27 protein-coding genes are annotated in these 25732 nt (G+C 39.3%); 9 read left to right on the top strand and 18 right to left on the bottom strand.

Annotation, left to right across the window (positions count from 1 at the left end; translation table 11 throughout):
• Positions 1-26 precede the first annotated feature (26 nt).
• Positions 27-2501, bottom strand: coding sequence for a CHASE domain-containing protein (locus FRX97_RS10580; protein ID WP_147015190.1), 2475 nt, complete (start codon positions 2499-2501; stop codon positions 27-29).
• A 254-nt stretch (positions 2502-2755) separates the two neighbouring features.
• On the opposite strand from FRX97_RS10580, the gene FRX97_RS10575 reads away from it, so the two are divergent.
• Both FRX97_RS10575 and arsS read left to right on the top strand, forming a co-directional pair.
• Positions 2756-3088, top strand: coding sequence for an arsenosugar biosynthesis-associated peroxidase-like protein (locus tag FRX97_RS10575; protein ID WP_147015189.1), 333 nt, complete (start codon positions 2756-2758; stop codon positions 3086-3088).
• 18 nt (positions 3089-3106) lie between these two features.
• Positions 3107-4147, top strand: a complete 1041-nt coding sequence (arsS, locus tag FRX97_RS10570) for an arsenosugar biosynthesis radical SAM (seleno)protein ArsS (RefSeq protein ID WP_147015188.1) — start codon at positions 3107-3109, stop codon at positions 4145-4147.
• Positions 4148-4202: 55 nt separating this feature from the next.
• On the opposite strand, the gene FRX97_RS10565 is transcribed toward arsS, so the two are convergent.
• The 10 genes from FRX97_RS10565 to FRX97_RS10520 are packed head-to-tail and all read right to left on the bottom strand — an operon-like array spanning position 4203 to position 14289.
• Positions 4203-4595, bottom strand: a complete 393-nt coding sequence (locus FRX97_RS10565; protein WP_147015187.1) for an acyl-CoA thioesterase — start codon at positions 4593-4595, stop codon at positions 4203-4205.
• Positions 4596-4605: 10 nt separating this feature from the next.
• Positions 4606-5907 (bottom strand): DNA recombination protein RmuC, encoded by a 1302-nt coding sequence (rmuC, locus tag FRX97_RS10560; RefSeq protein ID WP_147015186.1) that lies wholly within the window; start codon positions 5905-5907, stop codon positions 4606-4608.
• 50 nt (positions 5908-5957) lie between these two features.
• Positions 5958-6719, bottom strand: a complete 762-nt coding sequence (locus FRX97_RS10555) for a tetratricopeptide repeat protein (RefSeq protein WP_147015185.1) — start codon at positions 6717-6719, stop codon at positions 5958-5960.
• Positions 6695-8416, bottom strand: coding sequence for a BatD family protein (locus tag FRX97_RS10550; protein ID WP_170227110.1), 1722 nt, complete (start codon positions 8414-8416; stop codon positions 6695-6697). The genes FRX97_RS10555 and FRX97_RS10550 overlap by 25 nt, the downstream gene beginning before the upstream one ends.
• A 44-nt stretch (positions 8417-8460) precedes the next feature.
• The gene (locus tag FRX97_RS10545) at positions 8461-9222 is read right to left on the bottom strand and encodes a tetratricopeptide repeat protein (RefSeq protein WP_147015183.1); all 762 of its coding nucleotides are present in this window, start codon (positions 9220-9222) and stop codon (positions 8461-8463) included.
• Entirely contained in the window at positions 9212-10360 is a 1149-nt protein-coding gene (locus FRX97_RS10540; RefSeq protein ID WP_147015182.1) for a VWA domain-containing protein, read from the bottom strand. The genes FRX97_RS10545 and FRX97_RS10540 overlap by 11 nt, the downstream gene beginning before the upstream one ends.
• Positions 10360-11436 carry a vWA domain-containing protein gene (locus tag FRX97_RS10535; RefSeq protein ID WP_147015181.1) on the bottom strand — a complete coding sequence of 359 codons (1077 nt, stop codon included), beginning with the start codon at positions 11434-11436 and terminating at the stop codon, positions 10360-10362. The genes FRX97_RS10540 and FRX97_RS10535 overlap by 1 nt, the downstream gene beginning before the upstream one ends.
• Complete coding sequence (locus FRX97_RS10530; protein ID WP_147015180.1) at positions 11429-12382, bottom strand: hypothetical protein; 954 nt, start codon at positions 12380-12382, stop codon at positions 11429-11431. The genes FRX97_RS10535 and FRX97_RS10530 overlap by 8 nt, the downstream gene beginning before the upstream one ends.
• Positions 12375-13262 (bottom strand): DUF58 domain-containing protein, encoded by an 888-nt coding sequence (locus tag FRX97_RS10525; RefSeq protein WP_147015179.1) that lies wholly within the window; start codon positions 13260-13262, stop codon positions 12375-12377. The genes FRX97_RS10530 and FRX97_RS10525 overlap by 8 nt, the downstream gene beginning before the upstream one ends.
• A gap of 13 nt (positions 13263-13275) precedes the next feature.
• On the bottom strand, positions 13276-14289 hold the full coding sequence (locus tag FRX97_RS10520) for an AAA family ATPase (RefSeq protein ID WP_147015178.1): 1014 nt from the start codon (positions 14287-14289) through the stop codon (positions 13276-13278).
• Between the two features lie 143 nt (positions 14290-14432).
• On the opposite strand from FRX97_RS10520, the gene FRX97_RS10515 reads away from it, so the two are divergent.
• Together FRX97_RS10515 and FRX97_RS10510 are read left to right on the top strand one after the other, a co-directional pair.
• A complete protein-coding gene (locus FRX97_RS10515; RefSeq protein ID WP_394348733.1) occupies positions 14433-14822 on the top strand; it encodes a pyrophosphohydrolase domain-containing protein in 390 nt (129 codons plus the stop codon).
• Between the two features lie 3 nt (positions 14823-14825).
• On the top strand, positions 14826-15335 hold the full coding sequence (locus FRX97_RS10510) for a DUF4442 domain-containing protein (protein ID WP_147015176.1): 510 nt from the start codon (positions 14826-14828) through the stop codon (positions 15333-15335).
• A 75-nt stretch (positions 15336-15410) separates the two neighbouring features.
• On the opposite strand, the gene ribH is transcribed toward FRX97_RS10510, so the two are convergent.
• Together ribH and FRX97_RS10500 are read right to left on the bottom strand one after the other, a co-directional pair.
• The gene (gene ribH, locus FRX97_RS10505; protein WP_147015175.1) at positions 15411-15905 is read right to left on the bottom strand and encodes a 6,7-dimethyl-8-ribityllumazine synthase; all 495 of its coding nucleotides are present in this window, start codon (positions 15903-15905) and stop codon (positions 15411-15413) included.
• A 1-nt stretch (position 15906) separates the two neighbouring features.
• Positions 15907-16587, bottom strand: a complete 681-nt coding sequence (locus tag FRX97_RS10500; protein ID WP_147015174.1) for a YfgM family protein — start codon at positions 16585-16587, stop codon at positions 15907-15909.
• A gap of 80 nt (positions 16588-16667) precedes the next feature.
• On the opposite strand from FRX97_RS10500, the gene recF reads away from it, so the two are divergent.
• The 3 genes from recF to FRX97_RS10485 all read left to right on the top strand — a co-directional run bounded on the left by recF (position 16668) and on the right by FRX97_RS10485 (position 20094).
• Positions 16668-17747 carry a DNA replication/repair protein RecF gene (recF, locus tag FRX97_RS10495; protein ID WP_170227109.1) on the top strand — a complete coding sequence of 360 codons (1080 nt, stop codon included), beginning with the start codon at positions 16668-16670 and terminating at the stop codon, positions 17745-17747.
• The gene (locus tag FRX97_RS10490) at positions 17744-18040 is read left to right on the top strand and encodes a DUF721 domain-containing protein (RefSeq protein WP_170227108.1); all 297 of its coding nucleotides are present in this window, start codon (positions 17744-17746) and stop codon (positions 18038-18040) included. Before recF ends, FRX97_RS10490 begins: the two co-directional genes overlap by 4 nt.
• A gap of 107 nt (positions 18041-18147) precedes the next feature.
• A complete protein-coding gene (locus tag FRX97_RS10485; protein WP_147015171.1) occupies positions 18148-20094 on the top strand; it encodes an alkaline phosphatase D family protein in 1947 nt (648 codons plus the stop codon).
• A 51-nt stretch (positions 20095-20145) separates the two neighbouring features.
• Here the strand turns inward: FRX97_RS10485 and aat are convergent, their stop codons facing one another.
• Both aat and FRX97_RS10475 read right to left on the bottom strand, forming a co-directional pair.
• On the bottom strand, positions 20146-20796 hold the full coding sequence (aat, locus tag FRX97_RS10480) for a leucyl/phenylalanyl-tRNA--protein transferase (RefSeq protein WP_147015170.1): 651 nt from the start codon (positions 20794-20796) through the stop codon (positions 20146-20148).
• Positions 20797-20881: 85 nt separating this feature from the next.
• Positions 20882-21301 carry a nucleoside-diphosphate kinase gene (locus tag FRX97_RS10475; protein WP_147015169.1) on the bottom strand — a complete coding sequence of 140 codons (420 nt, stop codon included), beginning with the start codon at positions 21299-21301 and terminating at the stop codon, positions 20882-20884.
• Positions 21302-21375: 74 nt separating this feature from the next.
• Here FRX97_RS10475 and FRX97_RS10470 point away from each other — a divergent pair, with 74 nt between their 5' ends.
• A complete protein-coding gene (locus FRX97_RS10470; protein ID WP_147015168.1) occupies positions 21376-22386 on the top strand; it encodes a DHH family phosphoesterase in 1011 nt (336 codons plus the stop codon).
• A complete protein-coding gene (locus FRX97_RS10465; RefSeq protein ID WP_170227107.1) occupies positions 22373-22897 on the top strand; it encodes an FKBP-type peptidyl-prolyl cis-trans isomerase in 525 nt (174 codons plus the stop codon). The genes FRX97_RS10470 and FRX97_RS10465 overlap by 14 nt, the downstream gene beginning before the upstream one ends.
• Here the strand turns inward: FRX97_RS10465 and FRX97_RS10460 are convergent, their stop codons facing one another.
• From FRX97_RS10460 to dnaA, 3 genes are read right to left on the bottom strand one after another with little or no spacing between them, the layout of a single operon-like run.
• Complete coding sequence (locus FRX97_RS10460; RefSeq protein WP_147015166.1) at positions 22898-23605, bottom strand: SAM-dependent methyltransferase; 708 nt, start codon at positions 23603-23605, stop codon at positions 22898-22900.
• Positions 23605-24060 carry a low molecular weight protein-tyrosine-phosphatase gene (locus tag FRX97_RS10455; protein WP_147015165.1) on the bottom strand — a complete coding sequence of 152 codons (456 nt, stop codon included), beginning with the start codon at positions 24058-24060 and terminating at the stop codon, positions 23605-23607. Before FRX97_RS10455 ends, FRX97_RS10460 begins: the two co-directional genes overlap by 1 nt.
• Positions 24060-25496, bottom strand: coding sequence for a chromosomal replication initiator protein DnaA (gene dnaA / locus FRX97_RS10450; RefSeq protein ID WP_147015164.1), 1437 nt, complete (start codon positions 25494-25496; stop codon positions 24060-24062). Before dnaA ends, FRX97_RS10455 begins: the two co-directional genes overlap by 1 nt.
• Positions 25497-25732 lie beyond the last annotated feature (236 nt).

The raw sequence follows: 25732 nt of genomic DNA, 5'->3' as shown, positions 1-25732 counted from the left end.
GAAACAGTGGGTTTAGGAAAATGTTCTTAGGTCTTTGGAATGGTAAAATAAAAGGTCGCGCCTTGGTTTTCGGACGAATCAACCCAAATATCCCCTTTGTGGTGGTGTAGAATTTTTTTACAAATGGATAAACCTATACCGCTTCCATCGTATTCTTCGTTAAGATTTAACCTCCTGAAAACCTCAAAAATACGGGTATGATATTGTGGAGGAATTCCGATTCCATTATCACGTATGAAAAACCTGTAATCGTGAGGAGACTCGTTGTAGCCAATTTCTATAACCAGAGGTTTTTTATTATCGGAATATTGAAGGGCATTTCGAATTAATTGAAGCCAAAGAATTTCCATTTCATCCTTAAAACCATGAATAACCGGAAGTTCACTTAAAATAACTGAAGGAGCCATTTCTTCAATTTGTCTTCGTAGTTTAACCATGGTAACCTGAACAATTTGAAACATATCGACTTGGTCAAATTCTACATTGTTTCCTATTCTGATGTATTGTGCCAAGCTTTGCACCAAATCATGCATTTTGTTTACATGAGCATTCACAAATTTTAGGTAGGTTCTAGCATTCTCCGAAATTCTGGCATTTTCCTCAGTTCGGATGAGGTCTACAAAGCTCCTTATGGTTCTAATAGGTTCTTGGAGATCGTGACTAGCGGCATAAATAAATTGTTTTAACTCACTATTCTTAACCTCGAGTTCCTTGTTGTACTGCTGTATGGTTTCCTCTGCACTGTACAACTGTTTCGATTTTCCAGATAATTCTCTTCTTGCAAGTGTGCTTATTCCAACGGAGATAATTATTCCCATAAGGAGGATAATAAAACCAATAGAATTAAATATAGAGGAAGGATAAATGAATTCTAAATTCCAAATCCTTCCCTTTAAGGGAATACTTTTCGAAAAGCGGACCCCTCCGGTGATATTACCCCGCTGAACCTGGGTAAGGGTGTCAGTAATTCCATTTGTAATGTCTTTAATGGTTATTTTAAAATCATCGGGTAGGGAGAATCTGTATAAGGAGGATTGTATAAGTTTTTCTATTGGGACTACAGCATTAACTGTACCCGTCAGGCTGTCGTTATTATCCTTGATGGGCGAAACTAGAATAACCGATTTTTTGGTCAAGTCATCCTCCTGAACTAGGATAAGAGAAGGAGTAAGTGTGGCAGACCCGGTTTTATCTGCTGTTAAAATAGCCTGCCGCGTTTGAGGGCGGGAACCAATGTCATATCCCCATGCTTTTTGATTATCCTCCGTTGGATATATGTAGTACACAGGGAAGTATGGAGCTGCGTTTAAATTAGGAGAGAAAGAACCATCTTTATTTCTTTTAAATACTCTAAAACTTGTATCCAGTTTTTCTGCCCTTATTTTTTGTTGCTCACTTAATTTTTTAATCCAAGAAAGTGCAAATATGGCGCCAGATCTAGCTATTAGTCTTTTTGCTTGCTGCTCAAATTCCCCATAAGTTATCGTGTCAGCTTGTTTAAATTGATAGGTGAGAAACTCCAATGTTTCCCCGCATAATTTCATTTCACGTTGTATGGATGATATTATTTCTCGACCCTGGCTATCTGCATTTTGGACTTTGGAAGCATATTGGTTTTTCCAGTAATTGTTTACTGCTATTACGGAAAAAGATATCCCAGCAATTAATATAAGTCCGGCTATTATGTAGGGTGAGTATTTAGCAAAAAACCACCTAATTTTCCTGTATTGTAATAACCACGCTATTAATATTAACATGAATATAGTAAGGGGGATAATAACCTGAAATAACAGGGATATATTCTTGTTTTCCTGAATTTGATCGATGCGCCGAAGTACTTCGGAGTTTTGAAACTCATTATGGAATGAATTCCAAGGAAATAGCCTTTTGCCAGTTTTTTGGTCGTAGTACCATGCATTAGCAAAGTCTTCGTACTTTACTAACTCCCCGCTATCCTCATCTACCCAAATCTGAAGGAAAACATCCAGGTTAACGCCGTATTTGTCCGGCACATGTGGTAATCCAGTTAAATCCTTGGTTTGATCTGCCTTAAAGTAGGCCTCATACCGCTTAGCAGGGGTCTCGAATACATTTTCCGTTTTAACGTAATGCATCCAGATTGGCTGATTGTAGTTTACATGCCAGTACAAGAAGCTATCAGCCATTAGGTTCTTGGGTGGACCGAATACATACCCAACATCCCCACTATTAAAACTAGGGCTTAGTCGACCGTTACCATTTACAATGTATTCCTTGGTTTTTGAAAAAATGGGGGTGTCATTCGGAAGGTAAACTTGAAACTTTGAGTTGACGGTATACAAGGAATCGTTGAACTCCTTGCGAGTATAGGTTAAGGAGGATCTCGAAATTATTTCCCCATTAAACTGTCTGGATTCTGTGTTAAATAGGTTGTCTATTGAAAATAACTTAACCTCCAGGAATCCAGAAGGGCCCAGTATTAGCTCTTTTTTGTTTCCAATGGTCAGCGAAATAATCGCCATTAATAATGCGATGGTAGTACCGAAAACAAGACTCGTGCGACTGGATCTTTTGGTTAACAATGGGGTGCTTTAAGAATTAATATGCCAATTACCTCTTTAGGTTGCGTAAAATAATGTTTTATCGATTAAAGGAGTCATTTTCTTGACCATAGACAATTAGTTGGGTTTCGGAAAACCAAGAGTGCTGCCAATGCGTTGATGTTATACCATTAGGGTTTAAAACTTTATGTTATTATTACCCTTAAAACTAATAGATGGATAAGTACTACGACCCCAAGGACCTTAAAAAGTTTAAGGATATAGCAGAATTTGAGCCAGAGCTGGCTGAGAAGTTTTTTGATTGGTATGGATCTGTATTTAAGCCAGGAGCGTTAACAGCGAGGGAGAAATCACTAATTGCATTAGCGGTTGCTCATGCCGTGCAATGTCCATACTGTATTGATGCCTATACCGATTCATCCCTTCAAAAAGGAGCAACTGAAGCGCAAATGATGGAAGCGGTGCATGTTGCCGGAGCCATTAAGGGTGGAGCAGCTATGGTACACGGGGTTCAAATGATGAAAAAAGTAAAATCACTGGAGATGTAATCCAGCCAAAAAAACGATATGATCAAATCTCTTTCTGCAAGACAACACGAATTGGCAAGAGCCATTAAGCAAGTTGGTGTATTGTCTGAAAACAAATCTAAAATGACGCCTTTCGAGCTCAAATTGGGTGAACAGGGATTGTTTCCTTTAAAACCCACTGAGTTAGAAATATTTCAAATGAACCTTGGTAAAATGTGCAACCAGGTTTGTGCCCACTGCCACGTGGACGCGGGTCCAGATCGCAAGGAAATAATGACCAAGGAAACCATGGATCAGTGTATTGAGGTGCTTAGAAATACCAAGGTAAATACGGTGGATTTAACTGGAGGGGCTCCGGAAATGAATCCAAACTTCCGCTACTTGGTGGAACAAGTGTCAGACCTTGGGATTCACATCATAGATCGTTGTAACCTTACCATCATAGTTGCAAACAAGAAATACCATGATTTACCTGAATTTCTTGCGAAACACAAGGTAGAAGTGGTGTCGTCTATGCCACATTATACACCAGGCAAGACGGATAGACAGCGTGGAGATGGTGTTTTTGATAGATCCATAAAAGCTTTGCAAATGCTTAATGAAGCTGGATATGGAATGGAGGGTAGTGGTTTGGAATTAAACTTGGTTTACAATCCAAGTGGAGCCTTTCTTCCAGGCGACCAGGATGAAATGGAGGCTGAGTTTAAACACAACCTTCGTAGAGATTTTGGAATAGAGTTCAACAAACTTTTTGCAATTACCAATCTTCCAATAAGCCGTTTTCTAGATTTCCTTTTGCAAAAGGAACTTTTCGAAGACTATATGGAGCGATTGATTGATGCGTATAATCCAGCTGCTGCGAATTCGGTAATGTGTAGAAATACCCTATCAATTAGTTGGGACGGGTATCTATACGATTGTGATTTTAATCAAATGTTAGAATTAAAAGTGGATTCAGAAGCGAATCACATTAGTAATTTTGACTTAAAATCGTTAAATTCGAGGGAGATCATTTTAAATCAACACTGTTACGGTTGCACAGCTGGGGCAGGTTCTAGTTGTGGTGGCCAAACAGCTTAGTAAGATTTTACGGCTCCCTCTATATTCCTCAGACCCCGCGCAGCGGCGGGGTCTTTTAGTTTCTATCTACTCTGTCCTTTACAAACTCAACCTTAGTTTTTCCATGAGGCGCAGGATTTCCCTCCTCATCTAGATTTACCATTACCAACTTTTCTATGGTTAGTATAGGTTGTCTGGAGACCATGTTTCTTACTTCGCATCTCAGCGTTATAGAGGACTTTCCAAAGGTGGTGGGAACAATACCAATCTCAACGATGTCGCCTTGTTTAGCCGAACTTATAAAGTTTATTTCCGACATAAATTTGGTTACAACCCTTTTGTTCTCAAGCTGAACAATTGCGTATAAGGCCGCCTCTTCATCTATCCATTGAAGTAATCTTCCCCCAAATAAGCTTTCATTGGGATTTAAATCCTCTGGTTTTACCCATTTTCTGGTGTGAAATCTCATGTTTTTCTTTTTAGTCCAATTCGTCTATTGATCGCTCAAGAATTCTATCGTCCATAGACTTGGAGGTTTTTGCACCTAATTTTTTGAGGCTTTCCGCCTTTTTAACCAAGTTTCCGCGGCCTTCGGTAAGTTTATTCATTGCTTTACCGTATTCTTCTTGTGCGCCTCTTATTTTATGTCCTACGTTTTTTAGATCCTCTACGAAGCCAACAAATTTATCGTACAGTAAACCACTTTCCTTAGCAATTTTTGCAACGTTTTTTTGCTGATTGTCTTGTTTCCAAATAAATGCTATGGTTCTTAAGGTCGCCAAAAGGGTAGAGGTGGTAACTAGAACAATGTTCTTTTCTAAGGCTAAATCAAATAAACGTGGATTTTCTTTTAGCGCCAGTGTTAATGCCGGTTCAAGGGGCACAAAGAGCATTACATAATCTGGCTGAGTAACATCTAGGTTCTGATAGTTTTTTGCCGAAAGACTGGTTATATGATTGGTTAAACTGGTAAGGTGGTCTTTTAAATGCGTTGCCCTTTCAGATTCGTCAGAGTTAAAATACCTTTCGTATGCAGTTAAAGAAACCTTGGAATCTAGGATAAGATGTTTCCCTTCTGGAAGTTTTATCAAATAATCAGGACGAAGGTTTTTCCCATCTTCGCTCTTAAGATTAGATTGCGTTTCATAATGGGTGCCTTTTTCTAATCCTGCTCGTTCTAAAATTAGCTCCAACTGAACTTCTCCCCAGTCTCCCTGAATTTTACTGTCTCCTTTTAAGGCATTGGTTAACCTTTCAGCATCCTGAGACATCTTTCTATTCATCTCAACAATCTTGTCAAGCTCAGCTTTTAGAGTGGCCTTTTCTCGAGTTTCATTCCTGTAGGCCTCATTCACCTGCTTTTCAAAATGCTGAATTTTCTCCTTAAGAGGCTCAAGGATAGATCCAATTTTCTCATTGTTGATGTCTACAAATTTTTTGCTTTTTTCCTCAAGAATCTGATTGGCTAATACCTGGAACTCATTTTTAAACCTCTGATTTAAATCGCTTAGTTCTGACTTTTGATCCTCAAGTTTTTGAGCTAGGGATTTGTTTGTAGCTTCAAGAGTGGCCTTTTCTGCGGTAAGGGCTAAGTTATTTTCTCTTAGGAGATTAACTTCATTTTGGATGGTTTCCACCTGCTGCTCTGCCTTGCGCAATAATTCCTTTTCAGCTGTATTGTCTGGAACTACAAATTTATTAGCGAGTAAAGCTTTAGCTAAAAAATACCCACCAACAATTCCGATGGCGAGGCCTATTAGGCCAACAATAAACATTTCCATATTGCAATTTTAGGCAAATAAAAGAGGGATGCGCGTAATCTATTTGAGGTTTAGATTTTACCTAAATCCTGAGATTTTATCCAGCCCATATTGCCATTGGCTATTTTTATCTCTACCCAGCCATCCAAATTAGAACTTATGCTCACTTTGGCTCCTTCGTGTAATACAAAAGCAGTATTAGCATCTGCTTTGGGTTCGGTTTTTATATCCACTTTTTTAGTAAGGATAATACCTTCTGGAGATCGATTGGTATAGGTAGCTGCAGAAATGCTGAGGAAAACGAAAAGTCCAAAACCTATAAATGAGACAATTCCCAATGCAAAGCCAGTTTTTCGACTTGAAACTGATTTTCCTGTGATAAATAAGAAAATGCCCAACCCAATTAAAACAGAAAATAATATTGCCACAAAAGCAAAGCTTCCAGAGCCAATAGATAAGAGGAATTTATTCCACTTATTGTAAAATGCGATACTAGGACTACTTTCAACTCTGTCGGCAACTCGAGCATTTGCAAGTTTTAAATTGTATGCTGCTTTTTCGTAATCCGGGTTAAGCTTTAGTGCTTTCTCATAATACAGGATGGCCTTTCCTAAGTTTTGCGTTTTATAATAGGAATTACCAAGGTTGTAGAATAAAGCAACATTATTGCTTTGGTCTTCAATAAGCGACTCGTATGCTTTTATGGCTTCACTGTATTCCTCGGTTTTATATAAATCATTAGCCTCCTTAAATCGTTCATCAGCAGATTCACCGGCAAAAAGCAAAGGCAGACATAAATAAAAGGCGACTAGGCTTGTAATTTCTCTAACCATTGTAAAGTAGCTTTTGCTCGTTCGTACGTAGATTCCATGTTAACATTGGCCGATGGCGCATAACGTGCCATATCGCAATCATCTATCAACTCTTGTAATCGATTTATTTCTTCCTCCGCTGCTCCTTTAGCAAGGAGTTTTTCTTTGAGGGTATTCCTTGATAAGTCGGTTTTGCTAAACCCAAACTTATCTTGGATATACCCGTGAATGGCAGAAATAATCTCTATATAGAAACCAGCTTGGTCTTTTTGTGACAAATGCTTTTTGGCTTTTGCAAGTTTTTTATCCGCAAGCTTGCTAGCCTTTTTACGCTTGTATTCTTTTTGGTTTTGTTTGAGTGATTGGTCTTTTTTGACCTTTAAGGCAATTAGCAAGAAGATTAAGATTATCGCTGTGCTTAGAATCCAGAATAGGCCTCTAGTTGCCCCAAATTTCTGTTTTACAAAATTCGAATCCCAATGAATGTCAATAAATCTTATGTCTTCATTCAATAGGGCCACATCGGTTTTTGGATTCACAACCGTTCCATTGGTATTACTTATAGCCGAACCTTCAACCAATAGGTCTATCTCGCTAGTGCTGATTGTTTTATAGTTTTTGCTATTTAAATCGAAATAGCTAAAACTTACTTTAGGTATTTTGTAATCTCCAGGATACCTTGGGATTATTATGTATTCCCATTCTCTATAACCTGAAATACCATCCGCGTTTACTCTTATATTATCATTGGTTTTAGGTTCGTACACCTCAAAATCTGAAGGGAAATTGATTTCTGGTGGGTTGAGTAGTTTAAGATTACCTTGTCCACTAATTTTTAAGGTGTAGGTAACAGCCTCGTTAACATCAACCTTCTGATTGGAAATACCAGAGACAATTCTGAATTTCCCAGATATATTTGAGAAATTACCTGGTGCACTGGAGGGGTATGGCTTTACCCTAATTTTAACCGCGTTACTATTAGCACTTACTCTACTTCCAGGATTGAAAAAAGAGCGATTAACGACCACATTCTGTGTAAAGGATGGAATTTCAAGTTCTCCGGATCGCTGTGGGTAAAGAAGTTGTTTTTTTATAACCGCTCTTCGGTATTTGTTGCCGTTAATGGTGGCTAAATTATCATCCCACTGTACCGACCCCAAATTGATGTTTTCGACCCAAAACCCCGAAAGGGCAGGGTAATCTGTTTCGCCCAATTCAAGTTGACTATATCTGGAATATAAAATGTAGCTTACGGTTATGGGTTCACCTATATGTGCTGTGGTTTTGGATGGTGCTATTTGAATAATAACATTTCCATTTCCTTTTACAGAAGGCGTTTGCGAACTACTCTGAGGTTTTGAGGAGCTGCTTTGAGCAGTGTTGTTGTTGCCCTTTACAACTTCAAGTTTTATGGGGTCAGTTTTTAGCACCCCGTCTTTAGTATTGGCGGTTGCAGCAGGAATGGTGAAGGTGCCTTCTTCCTCAGCCAACATTACGTAGGAGATGGTAGTTGTTCTGCTAGACTTACCATTAATGAATGAAAAATTACTCGATTGGGAAGGGCCGAAAATGATGCGAAAATCCGAAATAGGGGGTGGTGTAATTTCACCGGAGGTGTTTTCTAGGGTAAAACTCAGGGTAAACCTACTTCCAACTGAAACAGGATTTTGACTTACCGAAGCCCTGAAATCCTGTCCAAAACCCAGTTGTCCTAACAAGAGGGTGAAAAGTATAATCGAATATTTAAATATTGCCCTCATCACTACCAATCTTTCTCAATATTAACTTTAGCAGACTTGCCTTTAGCCTTATTTACTTTTCTCTGAACACCTTTTTCTTGTTGATTTAAGGCATCTAACAGATTTTCAGCATTTTTTCTCTTCATCTGCTGCTGTTGCTGTTGCTGTTGCTGTTGTTGCTGCTGTTCTTGTTGCTGCTGTTGTTGCTCTTCTTGTTTTTGGTCGTTATCCTGCTGATCCTGTTCTTTTTGTTGGTCTTGCTGTTCTTTATTCTCCTGGTTTTGATCCTGATTTTGCTCCTGATCTTTTTTCTCTTCTTCCTTTTTTTCCTGCTCTTTATTTTGTTGCTGTTGCTGTTGCTGAAGCAATTTCTTCACCAAGCTGTAGTTATATCGAGCGTCCTCGTCGTTTGGGTTTAATTTTAGTGCCTCCTTGTAGGATTTAAGGCTTTCCTCCAGCTTTTTCATCTTTAACTGGGTGTTCCCCAAATTGTAATAGGCTTTTGCCTTTATATTTTTATCTGAAGCTTCGCTTGCAGCTGCAGTAAAGGCGGTTGAGGCGTTTTCAAAGTCTTCTTTCTGGTAAAATGCATTTCCTTTATTAAAAGCTGCTGCTTCCGCAACTTCATCTACCGTAGAAAGTGAATTGTATTGGTCTAAGGCCTTGTCAAAATCTCCAGACTTATATGCCTCGTTTCCCTTTTTTAATTCAAATTTCGGGGTTTGGGCAACTCCAATAAAGCCAAGCAATTGTAATCCGATTAACAGTAAGAATTTACTTTTCATGGCTAAATAAGTTTAAACGGTTTAACCATTTGTTTTTTCTACTTCCGAGTAATGCGTCTATTAGCAATAAGAGAACCGACGGAAGTAAAAACCATTGGAATCTGTCTTCGTAATCTTGGTATACAACGGTATCCAATTCTCCTTTTTCCATTTGTTGCAACTCCTCAATTAGTGCTTTGGTTGCCTGTTGAGAATTCGAAGCATAGATTGCAAGTCCATTTCCTTTATCGGCGATTTCCTCAATCAAAGCGGCGTTTAATTTAGAAACCACAATTTCGCCAGAATTGTCTCTTTTAAAATCTTTTTTGCCTTTATTAACGGGTATAGGAGCCCCGGCAATAGTTCCCATTCCCACTCCAAATACTTTAATGCCGTTATCATTGGCATATTTAGCTGCAAAACCTGCGTCATCCTCGTGGTTTTCACCGTCGGTAATTACGATAATGGCTTTTCCTACGGGTGATTCTGGATCGAAAGACTGAAAAGCTAAATCGATAGCAGAGCCAATGGCTGTTCCTTGGGTTGGTACAACATCTGGACTAAGTGATGAAAGAAAAAGGCGGGCCGCACCGTAATCTGTTGTTAAGGGTAGCTGAACAAAAGCTTCTCCAGCAAAAACCACTAATCCAATTCTGTCCCCGTTTAACTCGTCGAGTACCTTTTCTATCATCCTCTTTGCCTTTGAGAGCCTGTTGGGCGTTAGGTCTTCAGCTAACATCGAATTGGATACATCCAGACAGAAAACAATGTCCATTCCCTTGGTTTTGCCTTCGGCTAAGCGGGATCCAATTTTCGGGTTAATACAGGCAAAAGCTAGTAGGAAAAGCGCAACACGAAACAGCCAAAATTTAATGCTATGCTTACTTATAGAGTAGGGTTCTACCACCGCATTAAAAAGCTCTAAATCAGCAAACTTGTTAATCGCTTTTGCCTTCCATCGGGTGTAAAAAAAGTAAGCGAAAGTGATAAGTGTCCCAATTGGAATTAGGATAAAATATTGCTTATTGTCGAAACGCAAACCGGTAATCCACCTTTCTCCAAATTGAAATAATAGGAAAGCAACGCCTAGGAAAATAATTTCCATAACCAAGGCGAAGGCAATGAACTTACCAGGCGAATATGTTTTTGTTTTCTCCATTATGGAATACTTCTAAACCAGGTGCTTTTTAATATTATTTCGATACATAAAAGGGCCAAAGCAGCAAGTATAAAGGGGGCAAACTCCTCATTTCGCTGGGCATATTCGGTTACTTTTATTTCCGTTTTCTCCAGTTTATCGATGTTGTCGTAAATCTCACGCAGCGCAGCCTCAGACGTTGCCCGATAGTATTTACCTCCAGTTTGGAAAGCAATCTTTTCTAAAGTAAGCTCATCGATTTTCACGTCTATATACTCGTACTTATACTGGCCATTAGGATAAATAGAAACAGGGGATAGGGCTTTGCCTCGAGAACCTACACCAATGGTGTACACTTTAACTCCGAATTCCTTTGCTAACTCTGCTGAGGTTATAGGATCTATTTCTCCTCGGTTATTTACCCCATCGGTCAAAAGGATAATCACCTTGCTTTTAGCATCACTTTCTCGCAGTCGGTTAACAGATGTTGCCAATCCCATTCCTATTGCTGTTCCACCTTCTAATAGTCCCGTGTTTATTTCCTTTAGCATGGAATTTAACACGCGGTGGTCTGTGGTAATAGGACACTGGGTAAAAGCTTCGCCTTCGTACACAACCAACCCAATTCTATCGTTGGTTCGTTTAGAGATAAAATCCATAGCCACGTCCTTAGCGGACTCAAGTCGGTTTGGGGTAAAGTCCTTTGCCAACATAGAGGCGGATACATCCAGAGCTATAATTATATCTATCCCTTCTGTACTAACATTTCGATAAGAATCTTTGCTCTGTGGTCTTGCCAAGGCAATGATTAACAGGGTAAGGGCTATCCATTTAAAACCGTGTAGGCTGGTCCTGAAAAATCCTTTACTAAAGAGATTTTCCTTGGCTATAAAATTAAAAGAGGGGAGGTTTACCTTGGCAATTTGCTGGTTTTGTCGCCAAACGAAGTGAATGGCGAGCAAGGGAATTATTGGTAAAAACCAAAAGAATGCTCCATGCTTGTATTCAAATCGGTGGTAATAATATTGCCACAGTATAAAGCAGAGTAGCACACCAATTAGTGCAAAAACAATATTTCCAATTTTAGACTTACCCATTAATTTCTTCTTCGATTGGAGTGGTGCGTTTTACTAATTCAATTGCCTTTTCAACAGCCTCTTTCGCAAAAGCCTCACCGGGCTTTTCTTTAGCGTATTTGGCCATATCACTGAGGTTTAAAATGTAGGAGAGGTCTTCGTGCAAGGACTTAGGTTGAAGCTTGTACTGAAGTAACTGTGAGATTTCTCCACTGGTTTTTTCTAGGGCATGTATGTTATACCTTTTGCCTAAATAGCCTCTAATTATCAAAGAAATTTCGGTGTAAAATACCTTGTCACCCTTTATTTTCCAGATTTCCTCGTTCTGCAGTTTTCTAAGTTTTTCAAGAGCTTCTACATGTGGTGGGATAACTGGCTTAGGACTTTCTTTTACAGGAATGGTGTCAGTGTTTTGCTTTCTCTTTTTCCACCATCTATAAATCAGGTAGGCTAAAATAACAAGGATAGCCAGGGAAACAGGGAAATACCAATAGGCGGCAAGGTAATCTCTAAATCCAAGAGGTAACTCCTGAATGGCCTTTATAGGTTTTTCGGTAACCGAGGAATCGATTTTAACGGGGTAAACCGAAACACCAATGGAGTCGCTCACTAAATTTTTATCACCAAGTCCTAATGAAAAGGGACCAACAAAAAAGTGTCCCGAGTCGAAGCCGGAAATTGAGAATTGATACCGATAGTTAAATTGGAAATCATTTTCCGACTCGTTTACAACGGTATCAATAACCAGTTTGTCCAATAGCTCAAGTCCTCCAAGAGATTCCTCAAAGCTCTTATTAAAAAGGATTTCTCCCTTTTTATCCTTTGCATTTACCTTAACAATCAGCTGTCCGTTAATTTGCTCTCCAAATCTAATTTGCTGTTTATCCAGATTGAGTTGAAGCTCTTGGGCGTGGAGCGCAAAGCCAACAGTAATCAACGTTATTACGGCGCAAATTTTCTTAAGCATGTAAACTGCGTTTTTTGAAAAGGTTGATTAATGGAGCTACGTACGATCGATTGGGATAAAGAGAAACAAAATCCACCCCAGTCTTTTTAAAAAGTTTGTGGAGCGATTCATTCCATCTTGCTGCTTCTTGCTTATAAGCATTTCTCACCTTTTTGCTGGAACTATCCATCCATTGCCATTCGCCTGTTTCTGGATTAACCACAGGAAGCAATCCTACATTGGGAAGGCTTTCTTCTCTTTCATCCTTTATTTGCAGGGCAACAAGATCATGCCTTTGATTCGCCAACCTCAAACCATCTTTAAAAGGATGATCGTCCATGAAATCGGATATTAAAAAGGCTATTGCTCGTTTTTTAATGGCGTTATTTAAAAAAGTAAGCGCTTCAGAAATATTTGTGCCCTTAGACTCTGGTTCAAACTCTATTAACTCTCTAATGATGCGGAGAATGTGGCTCTTTCCCTTTTTTGGAGGGATGAACTTCTCCACCTTATCTGAAAAGAAAATTACCCCGATTTTATCATTGTTTTGAATAGCTGAAAAAGACAGAACCGCACATAGCTCGGTAATCAGGTTCTTTTTAAGCTTTTCCTTGGAACCAAAATTGTCCGATGCCGAAACATCGACTACCAAAATTACTGTTAGCTCTCTCTCTTCCTCGAAAATCTTTACGTAGGGCTGGTTAAATCGTGCTGTAACATTCCAGTCTATGGTTCTTATTTCATCACCAGGCATGTACTCGCGCACCTCGCTAAAAGCCATACCCCGCCCCTTGAAAGCCGAGTGATATTGACCGGAGAAAATCTGGTTGGAGAGGCCTCTGGTTTTAAGCTCAATTCGGCGGACCTTTTTTAATATTTCAGAAGTACTTTCCTTTTGCATACTGTGCTAAAACCTATGGTACCTCTACGCTATCTAAAATGATATTTATTACTTCGTCTGAAGTGATGTTTTCAGCTTCGGCTTCATAGCTAAGGCCTATTCTGTGTCTTAAAATTCTATGACAAACGCTTCTAATGTCTTCTGGAATTACAAATCCTCTTCTGTTAATAAAGGCTAGGGCCTTTCCAGCTATAGCTAAACTGATGCTCGCGCGAGGAGAAGCTCCAAAATTTATCATACCCTCAAGTTGGCTAATACCATTTTTAGCAGGGAATCTGGTTGCATCAACTATATCCACGATGTACTGCTCAATTTTCTCATCTAAGTATACTTCGCGAACAATCTCTCTTGCATTTAGGATGTCCTCTGGCTTCACCACTTTATCGGGAGTGGGGTAAGCTGCTTTAGAAATGTTATTGCGGATAATTAGCTTTTCGTGCTCCTTTTCTGGATAGGTAAGAACCACTTTTAACATAAAACGGTCTACCTGCGCTTCGGGTAAAGGATAGGTTCCTTCTTGCTCTACTGGGTTTTGCGTAGCGAGAACTAAAAAAGGTTCTTCAAGTTTAAATGATTCGGATCCTATCGTTACCTGGCGCTCTTGCATGGCTTCTAAAAGTGCCGATTGCACCTTAGCCGGAGCACGGTTTATCTCATCGGCCAAAATGAAGTTGGAAAAAATTGGCCCCTTTTTAACCAAAAATTCCTCTTTCTTTTGGTTGTATATCATGGTACCGATAAGATCGGCAGGTAATAAATCGGGTGTAAATTGTATTCTACTAAATCCTACGTCAGTAGTTTTGGATAGTGAATTAATAGCCAGGGTTTTAGCTAAACCAGGCACCCCTTCAAGTAGGATGTGTCCATTTCCTAATAATCCAATGAGTAAGCTTTCAACCATTTCCCTTTGTCCAACAATGGATTTATCCATTTCCTTGAAAATCAGGTCGATAAAGCTGCTTTCAAGCTTTATTTTCTCATTCAGCGCTCTGATGTCAGTATCCGTAGCGGAATTTGTTAATTCCATGATTAATTTATTTTGCGGTTGAAACTAGTTATTTGGTTGGTAAAATACCGCACAAATGTGCACTTTGCGCGATAAAGCAACCAATAACATTGCAGTTAAAGAATGTTAACCCTTAACATAGTTTTATGACAGAAAAATTGAGTATCGATGAGGCTTTGAGCATGGTGGAGGAATTTCACAATGCTTTTGGAATAGAAAATGGCGATAAGCCTACGAAACAGTTGACCGCAGAAGAGGTTGCTTTGCGATTTCGATTGATGGCTGAGGAAAATGAAGAATATAAATCTGCCGCAATTGATAACGATACCGTTGAAATAGCTGATGCCCTTGGCGATATGCTGTACATACTCATGGGTACCATTTTAAAACATGGTATGGGCCATATAATTGCGCCGGTATTTAGAGAAATCCAAGCAAGTAACATGAGCAAGTTAGGAGCGGATGGCAAACCTATTTTGCGAGAAGATGGAAAAGTTTTAAAGGGTCCCAATTATTTTAAACCCGATATTGAGTCCATTATCAAAAAAGCATAGCACATGAACCTTGAGAAACTGTTTGTAGGTGTCAAAAAGGGAGGGTGGGGCTTAACCAAGTTAAATCTTGCCCTTTCCATTGCCATTCCTTTTAATAAACCGCATGGAATTAAAGTTAAAGAACTAGGTGATAATCATGTAAAAACCTTTGTCCCATACAAAAGGAGGAATTTTAACCATATTAAAGGTATTCATGCTTGTGCATTAGCAACCGTAGCGGAGTTTTGCTCCGGGTTACTGCTTTTATCCCGCGTGAACCCTAGAAAGTATAGGATAATAATGCAGGAGCTTAAAGTAAATTACTCTTACCAAGCAAAAAGCGATACCATTGCACACTTTGAGCTTTCGGAGAACGATTTGCAGTCGGAAATAATGAAACCCTTAAAAGAAGACGGTGTGGTGCTTTATCCAGCTAAAATCACGCTAAAGGATAAGGATGGAAATTTGGTTGCCGAGGCGGTGACTCTGTGGCAAATAAAGAGCTGGGAGAAAGTTAAATTGAAGGTAGATTAACCTCGAGGAATAATTTCGTTGAAAATAAAAAAGGCTGCTCCTAAAGGGCAGCCTTTTTTGTATGAGTGATTTATTTTAAACCCAAAGGTTTCTTCTTAATGCTGCCATTTTCAATGCAGCAATAGCACATTCAATTCCTTTATTTCCGTGCTTTCCACCCGATCTTGCAACGGCTTGCTCATGCGTGTTGTCTGTTAATACACCAAAAATAATCGGAGTATTTTCAGAAAGGCTAACATCTTTAATTCCAAGTGCACAGGCCTCGCAAACAAAATCGAAATGTTTGGTTTCACCCTGAATAACCGATCCAAGGGCGATTACAGCGTGTGGACTATGTTGTTGGATAAGCCATTGGGAGGCAAGGGGAAGCTCGAAACTTCCAGGCACCCACTTAACGTGTAATTTGTTTTCCTGAACCCCATGTTTCTTAAGGGTTTCTACAGCTCCTTTTAACAGAGCTCCAGTTATTTCATCATTCCATTCAGAAACAACAATCCCGATGGTAAAATCCGAACCATCGGGAATGCTATCCTTATCGTAATGAGATAAATTTTTTCCTTCTGTTGCCATATTATCCAGCAAAAGATGAAGCGCGAGCGATATACTTATCTATATCTTGTGCTTCCGCACTTTCAGGGTATTTAGACTTTATTTGCTCGTAAGCTTTTAAGGCTTTATCAAATTGTCCCATTTCCTCTAAAAGGGTTGCCTTTTTCATCAGGTATAATGGAGCAGAAAAACTGTTGTCGCTGTGGCTGATCGCCTTGCTGTAATAGTCTAAAGCCTTATCGAAAACTCCTAGCTCTACGTATGCATCTCCAATTCCACCTTTAGCAATAGCACCAACGATTTTATCATCTAGGTCAGCTGCCTTTAAATGGTCAATAGCCATCTCGAATTGAGATTTTTTTAGGTAACTAATCCCTAGGTAATAGTGTGCTAAATTACCAGAAGGAGTCCCGCTGTATTCAGAAGCTATGTATTCGAATCCAAAATTAGTTCCGTCTCCTTGAATGGCCTTGTCTAATGAGTCTATTTCAAAGTAGTACTCTGCCTTCCACATTAGCTCTTTTGCCTCTTCAATCCTTGGTTTTTGATATAGGTTTTTATACGCTAAGAAAATCCCAAGAATGGCAACTAAAACACCACCAACTAAGGTGATTTGCTTTTTGTTCTTCTCAAAGAAATCCTCAGATTGTGAGTAAACCTTATCTACGTCAACTATCTTTTCTTCTGGCTTGTTATCTGACATACTAAATAATTATGGCTGCAAAAATAGATTTTTTTCGCAGTTGAAACAGTCCGTTATTTGCAGCGTTAAATTCTATCCTTTTGAAACTTTCAAAGCTAAGTATAATCAACTTTAAAAATCATCTCGAAGCAGAGTATGATTTGGGCGATCGTATCAATGCTTTCTGTGGGGAAAATGGAGCGGGAAAAACCAATGTATTAGATGCGATTTATGCCCTTTGTTACACCAAGAGCTTTCTTAATACTATTGATTCTCAGTTAGTTAATTTTGAAAGCGATTTTTTCCTGATTCAAGGAGGAATAGAAAAGGATAATGCCCAATACCCAGTTTCTCTCGGGTTTAAAAAAGGTCAAAAAAAGGTTCTAAAACTGGTAGGCAAACCTGTTGAAAAGTTCTCGGAATATGTTGGATTTTTTCCTGCAGTGGTTATTGCGCCTTCCGATCGAGACTTGATTCACGAGGGCAGCGAATTTAGAAGAAGGTTTATCGATGGCATCATAGCGAATTATGATAGGGCATATTTAGAAGCACTATTGAAATACCAGGGTGTAGTAAGAAATAGGAATGCCCTATTAAAACAAATGCAGACTGGTGGCAAGAGAGATTATGAATATTTGAGTGTATGGGATGAGCAGCTAGTGCAACTCACCGATCAAATTCTTCCCAAACGCCATGCGTTACTGGAAAAATTCGCACCTATATTTAAAGAATATTACAGGCAGATTTCGAATGCGAACGAGGAGCCAAACATAAAATATCAACCAGGTATTAGTGAAAATGGTTTAGCGACTGATTTAAGATCTAACCTGGAAAAAGACTTGCGATTGGGTTACACTTCTGTTGGATTACATAAAGACGACTTTACTTTCAGCCTGAATAATAAACCCATCAAAAAATTTGGGAGTCAAGGTCAACAAAAAACCTATTTATTGGCCTTGAAACTCACTAACTACCAAATTTTATCTGATAACGCAGGGGTTCTACCTTTTTTGCTTTTAGATGATATCTTTGATAAGCTTGATCAAAACAGGGTGTCTTACTTGTTGAAGTTGATCGGAGAAGGCAATTTTGGACAAATATTTATTTCCCATACTAACCTTCAGGAATTGGAGGAAATACTGGGCAACGCTAAATTAGAAGCTAAATTCTTTTCACTTTGAGTATAAAGAGACAAAATTCAGAACCTCTGGGAGCAGTTATCAAACGACTGTTGAAGGCCTATCGCCTAAACGATAAATACTACAAGGTTGCAATAGAGGAGGAGTGGAAGCAACTTATGGGGCCGCTTATTACTAAACACACCGAATCTATCTACTACAAAGAGGGGAAACTGGTAATAAAATTGTCCTCTGCTGTTTTAAGGCAAGAGCTTTCTTTTGGAAAGGAAAAAATAATGCGTTCCATCAACAAAGCTCTTGGAGAACCGATTATAAAAACTGTAGAGCTTCGTTAAATCCAAATTTCACAAACTCATAAGATCTAGTTTACAGAAGGCAAGGAGCGTTTAAAACTGGGTTAATATCCCAGGGTTTCATTTGCGGTATTATTAAACCATACCAAATGAAATTCAACTTATTACTCTTGTTATTCCTTGTAATTAATGGCTTTTTGTGGGGCCAAACCGATTCTGAAATCAGACAGATTAGGTACTCTGCGGCAAATGACGAACTAGTTTACATCTCAGAAATGGCGCCATTTTATCATGGTGTTGCCTCGGGAGACCCCACGCATAACTCGGTAATTCTTTGGACGCGAATTACGCCAACACACAAAGCAGCACAACTTAATGTCATTTTTGAGGTTGCCACTGATATCTCCTTTTCAAATATTATCTCAAGAGGAAGTTTAAATACCAACGCGGAAAAAGATTTTACCGTAAAATTTGACCAGCAAGGCCTTCAGCCCAATAGCTTTTACTACTATAGATTTATTCATAATACGGATACATCGATTGTGGGGAGAACTAAAACGATGCCCATCGATGACGCTGAAAACATAAGGTTTGGCGTGGTTTCCTGTTCCAATTTTCAAGCGGGACATTTTAATGCCTATCGATTTGCTTCGCAGCGTACGGACTTAGATTTCATTCTACACCTAGGAGACTATATTTATGAGTATGGTGAGGGAGGCTATGGGTACAATGAAGATACCCAAAGGGGGCACGAGCCAGATCACGAAATGGTTACCCTTGAGGATTATCGCTTGAGGCATTCTTTTTATCACTTAGACCCCGATTTGCGTCGCGCACATCAATTATTCCCTTGGATAACCACCTGGGATGATCACGAAAGCACCAATGACTCCTATAAGGATGGTGCCCAAAACCATACCGATAGTACCGAGGGAGATTGGGAAATAAGAAAAAATGCAGCGGCGAAGGCTTATTCAGAATGGATGCCTATCAGAAATCCCGACCCCATTAATCCTGTTAAGATATGGCGGGCATTCGATTACGGAAATTTGATGGACCTGATTATGATAGATACCCGAATATGGGGAAGAGATAAACAAGTAAGATCTACGAATGATGAGAACTACGGTGATCCGGAAAGAACCATTTTGGGCAAAGATCAATTAAGTTGGTTTAAGGATAGGCTGTCCCGCTCAAACTCACAATGGAAAATAATTGGTAACCAGGTTCAAATTATGTTGGTGCAAACTGGCCCAAACCAACCTTTTAACCTAGATCCATGGGATGGATACCCAGCGGAAAGGGATACGGTATTGAGATTTATCCGAGACAATGAAATAGACAATGTGGTCTTTCTTACAGGAGATATTCATACAACCTGGGCAGCAGATTTGGCCTTGGACCCTTTTAATACAAAATCTTCGCTTAATCCTGACGGTTACACGGCTTTAACCCAAGATGGTGCTATTGCAACGGAGTTTGTAACCCCATCAGTTACCTCGGATAATCTTAACGAAATTTTGGGTGCGCCAGCTGGATCTAGTACGGGATTAGAAGCAGCTCTTATGCAAACCAATCCTCAAATTAAATACATAGAATTGGATGACCACGGTTTGATGATTTTTGATGTAAATAAGGATAGAGCCCAGGCGCAATGGTACGTTGGTGAAATATTGGAAAGGGATACAACCCCAGAATTATTGACAGCCTATAAAACCGATAGTGAATCGAATAGGATAAGCCCAGCTCTATTAGAGTTATTCGAGGATGATGAAAAAACTCCAGAGAATCCAGAAGAAATAAAGAAAAAGTACCGCACCGATATTGGTACCAAAGAAATTGGAGTTGTTTTTAATGCTTTTCCAAACCCTTGTAACGATTTTGTACGAATTCAATTTGGAATTGAAAAAGCTATTAAAGGAGAAATTTATCTGATAGATGCTCAGGGAAAAACCATAATAAAAGAAGCACTGAAATCATTTAATAGCGGGGTTTACGAGTATACTCTCAATACGAGCCAATTAAAATCAGGTATTTACTTCTTCCAATTAAAAAGTAGAATTGGTAATTTAAGCTACCAAATTGTAAAAAGTTAAACCTTTTATTGTTGCGTAAAGGGGGGATTCCAATAAGGGGTTTCCCCTTTTTTACGTGTATAATTTAAGAAGGTGGAGGAATAAATCTCGTCTTATATTTTCAGCTCCCATAAAGCGCAGATGAGAGGTTTCTTGTTGGCAATCTATCAGTCTTATCTCATCAATGAAATGGGTGCAGAGAAGCACCAGGGCAGCCTTAGAACCGTTTGGAATTTTAGTAAACATGGATTCCCCAAAAAAGACCTTGCCCAACTTTAACCCATATAAACCTGCCATTAGTTCACCTTGTTTCCAAACCGAAATAGACCATACAGCTTGCTTTGCTGCCAATTGGGAATAACTTGAAATTATATCTTCAGAAATCCATGTGCCATCTTGGTTTTCGCGAACCTGTTCACCACATGCCCTTATTACTTGGTCGGTTCTATGATTAACCAAATAGTCGTATTCTTTTGATTTCAGCATTTTTTTAACATCCTTCTGTATTCTAACCTTCTCGGGGTATAAAACCATTCTAGGATCTGGACTCCACCAAAGTACCGGTTCACCCGGGTTAAACCATGGAAATAAACCCTTTTTGTAGGCTCTTAGAATGTTTTCTGGATCTAAATTACCACCAGCTGCTATCAAACCAGGATGTACCTCATTAACCGTGCTTGGTTCTGGAAAGTCGATTTGCTTTTTATTTTCAAGGGTAATCATGAGGGATTCTTTCCTCTAAGTTCAATAAAAAAAGCCATGACCAAAAAATGGCCATGGCTTTTTTATAAAATTATTTCGACGAATCTTAGTGACGCTCTCTTTCTGAGAAAAAGAAGTTTCCTTCAATTGCAGCGTTCTCATCGCTATCAGAACCGTGAATTGCGTTAGCAGCAATGCTCTCTGCAAATCTTTGACGGATAGTACCTTCTGCAGCTTCGGCTGGGTTGGTAGCACCGATAAGGGTTCTAAAGTCTGCAACTGCGTTGTCTTTTTCTAAAATCGCAGCATAAATAGGTCCAGAAGACATGTACTCTACAAGCTCTCCATAAAATGGACGCTCTTTGTGCACTGCATAAAATGCCTTAGCATCTGCATCGGTAAGTTGCGTGTACTTTAACGCTACTACTCTAAATCCAGCTTCTAAAATTTGATCTAAAATTTTTCCTGCGTGCCCATTCCCTACAGCATCGGGCTTAATCATTGTAAAGGTTCTGTTACCAGCCATTGCATTCTTGTTTTTCGGGTGCAAAAGTAAAAAATAACATTACCCTTTCTAAGCTTTTAGCATCTTTGTGCCTTATGGAATTATTAAGAGATAAGACAGAGCTTCTTTTGGCGCTAAAAATGCACCTTAAGGAGGTTAAAAATATAGCCATTACCACACATATAAACCCCGACGGTGATGCAATAGGATCCACCATGGGGCTTATGTTAACTCTTAAATCTCTAGGATATAATGCTAAGGTTATAACACCAAATGCTATGCCTGCATTTCTAAATTGGCTAGACCCAAATAATGAAATTATTAATGCGGAGGAACAAAAGGATTTGTTTCAAACAACCATAGAGCAGGCGGAATTAATTTTTTGTCTTGACTTTAACACTTTAAAGCGAATAGAGCACGTTGGGCATGCAGTTGAAAAAACTACTTGTAAAAAGGTGCTTGTCGATCATCACCAACAACCCGAAGAATTCGATTATATGTTCGCCTTCCCAGGGGCAAGCTCAACCTGCGAAATCGTGTTCGAAATGCTGAAGGCTCTTGAGTGGAAAAAGTATATAAATTCTCATGCTGCCAACTCCTTGTATACCGGATTAATGACCGATACAGGTAGCTTTAGGTACAAGGGTACAACCGCCACAACGTTGCGTGTAGCATCAGAACTTGTTGATTTAGGAGCTGATCCCGCAGCCATTAACGAGCGGGTTAACAATGCATCTAGTTTAAACCGCCTTAAATTGTTGGGTTTTTCTCTTAATGAAAAACTGGAAATTATTTCTGGTAAGGGCGTAGCTTTTATTTATCTCAGCAAGGAGGATCTGGCGGATTTCGATTATCAGCCAGGGGATACCGAAGGACTGGTTAATTTCCCATTGGGTGTGGATGAGATAAAGGTGAGTGTCCTGATCAAGGAGCAAGACAATAAAATTAAATTCTCGTTTAGGTCTAAAGGAGATATTTCGGTTAACGATTTCGCCCGTACATATTTCGATGGTGGTGGGCATGTTAATGCTGCCGGTGGAGTTAGTTTCGATTCGTGGGAAGCAACAAAAACAAAATTTTTAAATGCAGTTAATGAATTTTTCTAAAGCTATATTTTTTGCGCTAGCGACACTGATGGTTGTAAGCTGCGGCAACAATAATGGAACTACACAATCCACAAAAAAGAAATATACCAAGCAAGAAATTGAGGATTACAACCGATTAATGGCAAAAAAAGAGGCCAAAAGAATTTCTCAATATGTCGAAGAAAAAGGTTGGCCTGCAAAAGAAACTGGAACTGGATTACACTACTACATTTATGAGGATTCTAGTGGTCCAAAACCTGTTGAAGGCAATAAGGTAAAGGTAAATATTACTATATGTTACCTCAATGGAGATACCGCCTATAGCCATGTTCGTTATGGCGCCGAAACCTTCGAAATAGACAGGACTAATAAAGAGTCTGGATTAAATGAAGGAGTGCAATATATGCCGCTTGGAGCTAAGGCTAAACTTGTTATACCAAGTCATTTAGCACACGGGGTAGTGGGTGATCAGGCTAAAATTCCTCCCAGAACTCCTTTGGTATTCGATGTCGAACTTCTGGAAATTTTCTAGTTAAACTCCAAAAACAAAAATGGTTGGCACTTTGTGAATGCTGGGTTCTGGCTGTTTGGACCAAGCTGACACCTTTTGTGTCTTAATCCATTCCGTTTTCTGAGTAAGGTTAGATGCAACACCAAGCTGAAAGTTATTAGGTAAATTATTACACAGCGCTTTAAAAAGCTTTAGGTTACGGTAAGGAGTTTCCATTACAATTTGGGTAACTCCCTGCTGGGCTGCAGCAATACACTGGTCTAACTTTCCTTTTAATTCCTTCTCGTCTACAGGCAAGTAGCCATGAAAAGTAAATTGCTGACCGCCGATTCCTGTAGCTATGAGAGCTAGTAGGATAGAAGAGGGACCTACAAGGGGAACCACTTTAATATTGTTTTGCTGGGCAATACGAACCATATCAGCTCCAGGGTCTGCTATACCAGGACAACCCGCTTCGGAAATTATCCCAAGATTCTTCCCAGATTTTAAAAGCGAAATATATTCGCTGCGTTCAATATCAGAAGTCCGCTTATTTAAATCGTAATAGTCAAAAGACTGAAGTGGTTTTTCTAGATTAATAGATTTTAAGAAAGCTCTGCAAGATTTTGGGTTTTCAGCTAAAAATCCATCTAGCTTGTTGCAAACAATCCTAACCTCAGGATTTATGGTGTTGTCCCTAGCGTCTTCGCCTAAATGACAAGGTACGAGGTATAGGGTTCCTTGTTCCATTAAATGCTTTGTAAGAAGTTCTCGCTTGCTTCATTTAGCATGCGATATACATTTTCGAAACCTTCGTCACCACCATAATATGGATCGGGCACTTCTTTGTTAGAGTAGCTTGGCGCGTAATCCAAGAACAGTTGCACCTTGTTTCTTTCTTCATCAGAGTTTGCCAATCGAACTACATTTTGGTAGTTGGATTGGTCCATAACAAAAATGAAGTCGAATTTATTGAAATCGCTTGTTGTAAACTGTCTCCCCCGTAGGTCAGAAATGTCTATACCATGCTTTTTTGCTACTTCGATAGATCTTATATCGGGTTGTTCGCCAACATGATAGTTGCTAGTACCGCAAGAATCTATTTCTAAGTCTACCCCTTTTTGCTGGGCCATGGACCTCAATATCCCCTCAGCAAGTGGAGAGCGACAAATATTTCCAAGGCAAACAAACAGCACTTTAGTCATTACGCTAGCGTAAGCTTTTTGTCAAGATCTTCGAGGTACTTTCTGAATTGCTTATCCGTTTCAGATAAGTTGTTTACCGTTCTACAGGCGTGAAGTACGGTTGCATGATCTTTTCCTCCACAATGCATCCCAATAGTAGCTAATGAGCTCTTGGTCATTTTTTTAGAGAAGAACATTGCAATTTGTCTAGCCTGTACAACCTCTCTTTTTCTGGTTTTGCTTTTTAACAGCTCTATGGGCATGTCGAAATAATCGCAAACCACTTTTTGGATGTAATCGATAGATACTTCGCGAGCAGTATTTTTCACGAACTTATCTATCATTTGCTTCGCAAGATCTAAGGTAATTGCCTTTTTATTCAGCGAAGACTGAGCGATTAGGGAAATTAGAGCCCCCTCAAGCTCTCTTACATTAGTAGTAATGCTGTAGGCAAGGTATTCAACAACCTCAGATGGAAGCTCAATACCGTCGGCATACATTTTCTTTTTAAGAATGGATATACGAGTATCTAGCCCCGGTGCTTGAAGATCTGCACTTAATCCCCATTTAAAACGAGAAAGCAGTCTTTGCTCCATGCCTTGCATTTCCACTGGTGGCTTGTCTGAGGTCATGATAACCTGCTTACCAGTTTGGTGAAGGTGGTTAAATATGTGGAAAAATACATCCTGAGTTTTTTCCTTACCAGCAAAAAACTGGACATCATCCATAATAAGCACATCTATCATTTGATAGAAATGCGAAAAGTCATTAATGGTATTGCTTTTTACTGCATCAACGAATTGGCTGGCAAAACGATCTGAAGTTACGTATAAGACAGTAAGTTCTGGGTTCTGATTTTTAATTTCAAGACCAATAGCGTTAACCAAGTGCGTTTTACCCAATCCAGATCCACCATAAACTAAAAGAGGGTTAAATGCAGTTCCACCTGGCTTGTTTGCCACAGCAAATCCAGCCGATCTTGCCAAACGGTTACAGTCGCCTTCTACAAAACTGTCGAAAGAGTAGTTTGGGTTAAGATTAGACTCCACGTTGATTTTACGTAGTCCTGGGATTACAAAAGGATTTTTAATGGTAGCCGACCCCATATCTACGGGCATCGACATATCCGGATTCTTTACCGCCTTTTGGTTATTGGTAGGTATATTAACTGTGTAGGGTTTGTCCTCCGAATTCTTATCCATAATAATTGAATATTCTAGTCGCCCGTCTTTCCCAAGCTCCTTTTTAATGACCTTCTTAATTAAATCAATATAATGCTCTTCTAGCCATTCGTAGAAAAAATTAGACGGCACCTGTATAGTAAGGACATTACCCGCCAATTTTAAGGGTTTTATAGGGGCAAACCAGGTTTTAAAACTATGTCCTGAAATGTTGTCCTGGATAATCTGTAGACAGTTATCCCATACTTCTTCGTGTGTGCTTTTGGTGGCGATCATAAAACCTTAAATACTTGTAAATCTTCTAGTTATGGTCAGGTTGGAATCCTGTAGAGAAAATTCGCTGATTTTCCCAATCGGATACGGGACAAATATTCGTTGAAAAAAGAGAAAAAAAAAATGAAAAAGGGGTTGATTTTTAAAAAAGATTTTCCTTGAGGTGAAATCCATGAATTTCGAAAAAGCCCGTAAATATTAGGGATTCCAAAGTTATGAACAAATGATTAACGAAAAGT

The sequence above is a fragment of the Luteibaculum oceani genome (assembly GCF_007995015.1).
Taxonomy (GTDB): Bacteria; Bacteroidota; Bacteroidia; order Flavobacteriales_D; family Luteibaculaceae; genus Luteibaculum; species Luteibaculum oceani.
Note: the sequence above shows the minus strand (reverse complement) of the source record. Positions and strands in the feature narration are given on the sequence as shown.

Bases quoted from the DNA above. Each gene is read 5' to 3' on its own strand.
- aat (WP_147015170.1), bottom strand. From the start codon at position 20,796: ATGATTACCCTTGAAAATAAAAAGCAAATCGACTTTCCAGAACCAAGC.
- FRX97_RS10525 (WP_147015179.1), bottom strand. From the start codon at position 13,262: ATGCAAAAGGAAAGTACTTCTGAAATATTAAAAAAGGTCCGCCGAATT.
- FRX97_RS10545 (WP_147015183.1), bottom strand. From the start codon at position 9,222: ATGAAAAGTAAATTCTTACTGTTAATCGGATTACAATTGCTTGGCTTT.
- arsS (WP_147015188.1), top strand. From the start codon at position 3,107: ATGATCAAATCTCTTTCTGCAAGACAACACGAATTGGCAAGAGCCATT.
- FRX97_RS10465 (WP_170227107.1), top strand. From the start codon at position 22,373: ATGAATTTTTCTAAAGCTATATTTTTTGCGCTAGCGACACTGATGGTT.
- FRX97_RS10470 (WP_147015168.1), top strand. From the start codon at position 21,376: ATGGAATTATTAAGAGATAAGACAGAGCTTCTTTTGGCGCTAAAAATG.
- FRX97_RS10455 (WP_147015165.1), bottom strand. From the start codon at position 24,060: ATGACTAAAGTGCTGTTTGTTTGCCTTGGAAATATTTGTCGCTCTCCA.
- FRX97_RS10520 (WP_147015178.1), bottom strand. From the start codon at position 14,289: ATGGAATTAACAAATTCCGCTACGGATACTGACATCAGAGCGCTGAAT.
- FRX97_RS10575 (WP_147015189.1), top strand. From the start codon at position 2,756: ATGGATAAGTACTACGACCCCAAGGACCTTAAAAAGTTTAAGGATATA.
- FRX97_RS10565 (WP_147015187.1), bottom strand. From the start codon at position 4,595: ATGAGATTTCACACCAGAAAATGGGTAAAACCAGAGGATTTAAATCCC.
- dnaA (WP_147015164.1), bottom strand. From the start codon at position 25,496: ATGATCGCCACCAAAAGCACACACGAAGAAGTATGGGATAACTGTCTA.
- FRX97_RS10580 (WP_147015190.1), bottom strand. From the start codon at position 2,501: ATGGCGATTATTTCGCTGACCATTGGAAACAAAAAAGAGCTAATACTG.
- FRX97_RS10535 (WP_147015181.1), bottom strand. From the start codon at position 11,436: ATGGGTAAGTCTAAAATTGGAAATATTGTTTTTGCACTAATTGGTGTG.
- FRX97_RS10540 (WP_147015182.1), bottom strand. From the start codon at position 10,360: ATGGAGAAAACAAAAACATATTCGCCTGGTAAGTTCATTGCCTTCGCC.
- FRX97_RS10485 (WP_147015171.1), top strand. From the start codon at position 18,148: ATGAAATTCAACTTATTACTCTTGTTATTCCTTGTAATTAATGGCTTT.
- FRX97_RS10510 (WP_147015176.1), top strand. From the start codon at position 14,826: ATGAACCTTGAGAAACTGTTTGTAGGTGTCAAAAAGGGAGGGTGGGGC.
- FRX97_RS10555 (WP_147015185.1), bottom strand. From the start codon at position 6,719: ATGGTTAGAGAAATTACAAGCCTAGTCGCCTTTTATTTATGTCTGCCT.
- FRX97_RS10530 (WP_147015180.1), bottom strand. From the start codon at position 12,382: ATGCTTAAGAAAATTTGCGCCGTAATAACGTTGATTACTGTTGGCTTT.
- FRX97_RS10500 (WP_147015174.1), bottom strand. From the start codon at position 16,587: ATGTCAGATAACAAGCCAGAAGAAAAGATAGTTGACGTAGATAAGGTT.
- rmuC (WP_147015186.1), bottom strand. From the start codon at position 5,907: ATGGAAATGTTTATTGTTGGCCTAATAGGCCTCGCCATCGGAATTGTT.
- ribH (WP_147015175.1), bottom strand. From the start codon at position 15,905: ATGGCAACAGAAGGAAAAAATTTATCTCATTACGATAAGGATAGCATT.
- FRX97_RS10475 (WP_147015169.1), bottom strand. From the start codon at position 21,301: ATGGCTGGTAACAGAACCTTTACAATGATTAAGCCCGATGCTGTAGGG.
- FRX97_RS10460 (WP_147015166.1), bottom strand. From the start codon at position 23,605: ATGGAACAAGGAACCCTATACCTCGTACCTTGTCATTTAGGCGAAGAC.